This window comes from Vibrio genomosp. F10 str. 9ZD137 (assembly GCF_049974785.1).
Taxonomy (GTDB): domain Bacteria; phylum Pseudomonadota; class Gammaproteobacteria; order Enterobacterales; family Vibrionaceae; genus Vibrio.
In genome coordinates this window covers 1-3,050 of the sequence record NZ_JBNGCJ010000455.1, presented here as the reverse complement: position 1 = coordinate 3,050, position 3,050 = coordinate 1, and the positions used below count along the sequence as shown (strand labels likewise).

The window sequence follows — 3,050 nt, the reverse complement described above, 5'->3', positions numbered from 1 at the left end:
TGTCGATGCTGCACCACCGATGTGGAACGTACGCATCGTAAGCTGTGTACCCGGCTCACCGATAGACTGAGCAGCGATTACACCAACTGCTTCACCTTGGTTAACTAGGTGACCACGTGCTAGATCACGACCGTAACACTGTGCACAACAACCGAAGTCTGCATCACAGGTAACAACAGAACGTACTTTCATACGGTCAACAGAGTTGTCTTCCATGATTTGACACCACTTCTCATCAATCAGAGTATTACGTGGAATCAGTACATCTTCAGTACCCGGCTTAAGAACGTCTTCAGCAACAACACGACCAAGTGCAAGCTCAGAAAGTGCAACTTTAACGTCACCACCTTCGATATGAGGCATCATGTCGACACCTTCGTGAGTGCCACAGTCATGTTCGTGTACTACAACGTCTTGAGCAACGTCTACTAGACGACGAGTTAGGTAACCCGAGTTTGCTGTTTTCAGTGCTGTATCCGCAAGACCCTTACGAGCACCGTGCGTTGAGATAAAGTACTGAAGGACGTTTAGACCTTCTTTAAAGTTTGCGGTGATTGGCGTTTCGATGATTGAACCATCTGGACGCGCCATCAGGCCACGCATACCCGCCAACTGACGAATCTGAGCAGCAGAACCACGAGCGCCCGAGTCAGCCATCATGTAGATGCTGTTAAACGACTCTTGTTGCTCTTCTTCACCGTCACGGTTAATTACCGTTTCAGAAGATAAGTTATCCATCATTGCTTTCGCAACACGGTCGTTGGTAGACGCCCAGATATCGATAACTTTGTTGTATCGCTCACCCGCAGTAACAAGACCTGATTGGAATTGCTCTTGGATTTCACGAACTTCAGCTTCTGCTTCTTCAATTTCAGTATATTTAGCCGCAGGTACAACCATATCGTCGATACCAACAGACACACCAGAAAGTGCAGCGTATGCAAAACCTGTGTACATGATTTGGTCAGCGAAGATAACGGTGTCTTTCAGACCAAGTTTACGGTAGGCCTCGTTAAGTAGAGTAGAAATTTGCTTCTTACCCAACTTTTGGTTAACTAGGCTAAACGGCAGACCTTTAGGTACGATAGACCACAACATTGCACGTCCAACAGTCGTATCGACCATATCTGTGCTTGTTGTGCTGTTACCGTCTTCATCAACAACACTTTCAGTGATACGTACTTTAACACGAGCGTGTAGCTCTGCGCTCTTAGTACGGTATGCCTTCTCAGCCTCTTCAGGGCCAGCAAGGTACATACCTTCACCTTTCGCATTAATCATTTCACGAGTCATGTAGTAAAGACCCAATACAACGTCCTGAGAAGGTACGATGATCGGATCACCCGATGCTGGTGATAAGATGTTGTTGGTCGACATCATCAATGTACGAGCTTCAAGCTGTGCTTCTAAAGTTAGAGGCACGTGTACCGCCATTTGGTCACCATCGAAGTCGGCGTTATATGCCGCACACACTAGTGGGTGAAGCTGGATCGCTTTACCTTCGATTAGTACTGGTTCAAACGCTTGAATACCAAGACGGTGAAGTGTTGGTGCACGGTTAAGCAGTACTGGGTGCTCGCGGATAACTTCGTCTAGGATATCCCAAACGATCGCTTCTTCACGCTCAACCATTTTCTTAGCAGCTTTGATCGTCGTCGCCATGCCACGAGTTTCTAACTTGCTGTAGATAAATGGTTTGAATAGCTCAAGTGCCATCTTCTTAGGAAGACCACACTGGTGCAGACGAAGGTACGGACCTACTGTAATTACAGAACGACCAGAATAGTCTACACGCTTACCAAGAAGGTTCTGACGGAAACGACCTTGTTTACCCTTGATCATGTCAGCAAGAGATTTAAGAGGACGCTTGTTTGAACCCGTAATCGCACGACCGCGACGACCGTTATCTAGAAGGGCATCAACAGACTCTTGCAGCATACGCTTTTCATTGCGTACGATGATGTCTGGAGCCGCTAGCTCTAGAAGACGCTTCAAACGGTTATTACGGTTGATTACACGACGGTAAAGATCGTTCAAATCAGAAGTCGCAAAGCGACCACCATCTAGTGGTACTAGAGGACGTAGATCTGGCGGAAGAACCGGAAGCACCGTTAGGATCATCCATTCAGGATTGTTACCTGATGAAATGAACGCTTCAACGAGTTTAAGACGCTTAGTCAGTTTTTTACGCTTAGTTTCAGAGTTAGTTGTTTCTAGCTCTTCGCGCATCTGCTCAGCTTCTTGGTGCATGTCCATCGTAGACAGCAGATCTTTGATCGCTTCTGCACCCATCTTCGCGGTGAATTCATCACCCCACTCTTCTAGACGGTCAAGATACTCTTCTTCAGTAAGCATCTGACCTTTTTCTAGATCTGTCATTCCCGGTTCAGTTACTACGTACATTTCGAAGTAAAGAACACGTTCGATATCACGCAGAGGGATATCCATCAACAAACCGATACGAGACGGCAGTGATTTTAGGAACCAGATGTGAGCGACTGGTGATGCAAGTTCAATGTGGCCCATACGGTCACGACGAACTTTAGTTTGTGTAACTTCAACGCCACACTTCTCACAAATCACACCACGGTGTTTCAGACGCTTATATTTGCCACAAAGACATTCGTAGTCTTTAACTGGACCAAAGATACGCGCGCAGAAAAGACCATCACGTTCAGGTTTGAACGTACGGTAGTTGATCGTTTCCGGCTTTTTAACTTCACCAAAAGACCATGAACGAATCATGTCAGGTGAAGATAGACCGATTTTGATAGCATCAAATTCTTCGGTCTTATGCTGTGCTTTTAGAAAGTTTAATAGATCTTTCACATTCAGCTCCTGTAAGGAGTTAAAAGGAGCTCACTCGCTAAAGTGAGCGCCTTCTACCAAATAACCCGGAAGGATTACTCTTCGTCTTCTAGCTCGATGTTGATACCTAGCGAGCGAATCTCTTTCAACAATACGTTGAACGATTCAGGCATACCAGGTTCCATGCTGTGGTCACCGTCTACGATGTTCTTATACATCTTAGTACGGCCGTTAACGTCATC

Annotated in this window: 2 protein-coding genes; both read right to left on the bottom strand. The window is 46.1% G+C overall.

Going from position 1 to position 3,050, the window contains the following annotated elements; translation table 11 throughout:
• Positions 1 to 2,829, bottom strand: a 2,829-nt coding sequence (gene rpoC, locus ACP45E_RS10920; RefSeq protein ID WP_017040471.1) for a DNA-directed RNA polymerase subunit beta', incomplete at its 3' end; no start/stop codon positions are given.
• A gap of 74 nt (positions 2,830 to 2,903) precedes the next feature.
• The coding region (locus tag ACP45E_RS10915; protein ID WP_141707296.1) for a hypothetical protein at positions 2,904 to 3,050 on the bottom strand (147 nt) is incomplete at its 5' end.